Source organism: Mycobacterium sp., assembly GCF_008709575.1.
Lineage (GTDB): Bacteria > Actinomycetota > Actinomycetes > Mycobacteriales > Mycobacteriaceae > Mycobacterium.
The window spans coordinates 1-820 of the sequence record NZ_VYIK01000251.1 but is presented as its reverse complement, the minus strand read 5'-3'; the positions used below and the strand labels follow the sequence as shown (position 1 = coordinate 820).

The 820-nt window shown below is 59.4% G+C and carries 1 tRNA gene; it reads right to left on the bottom strand.

Annotated elements, in window-relative coordinates:
- Window positions 1-9 precede the first annotated feature (9 nt).
- A tRNA-OTHER gene (locus F6Q13_RS18240) sits at window positions 10-80 on the bottom strand.
- Window positions 81-820: the final 740 nt, after the last annotated feature.

Here is an 820-nt window from a genome sequence, read left to right as displayed (position 1 = left end):
CAAACTCGGTGGAGCTAAGGGGATTCGAACCCCTGACCTACTCGATGCGAACGAGTGTCGGAAACTGGTTATTCCAGCTCAGGAGCTGATTAGGGCAGCTAGAGGCCGAGGGTTGTCCAGGCATTTCGTGAGATTTGGCTCCGTTCTGCGGGATCGCTGCGGGATCTGTGGCACGTTGTCTCGCCGGCCCCGTCGTGGTTCGGCTGACCTCGACGTCTACCACGCGGTAACCAACCGCGACCACGACCACGGTTGACTATGGTCACGGTGTTTGCTGGATGCTCGCGGAAACATTTTCTGTATCGTTCGCTGTATCGCCAAGACCGAAAATCCGTATCACAGTCCGTATCGCCTGTTGTATCGCCTGCTGCACCGCCTCTGCTGGATCAACCCCTGTATCGCCGCGCGGGCCTCGTGGGTGTTTCAAAAACACTGTGGTGAAGCTAGTTTTTACGAGAATGAGCCACCGGTCCGGCGCCGAGTCCGCACAAGCAGTTCTGTATCGCGGTTCGGTATCGCGATGTGTATCGCGAAAGGTCGGGCGTTTTCGGGTCTTCACGCCGCGCTGACCGCAAAAAGCGTATCGCGATCGCCGGTGCGGTCGACTTGGGAATTTGTTTGCTGGCCTCAGCCGTGAAGGGGTCGTTACGAGCATTCCGGCCCGCCGATCAACCCGGTCAGCTAACCTCGGTCGTGGATTTGCGGTACCCGCGTCCCGGGTTCGAGCAGCCGTCAGTGGTGGTTGCGCCACGGGTCGGCACGACGAATGAGACATCCTCTGTCAACGTCACGCGGCAGGTCGTGTGTTGTGCCGGTTGCG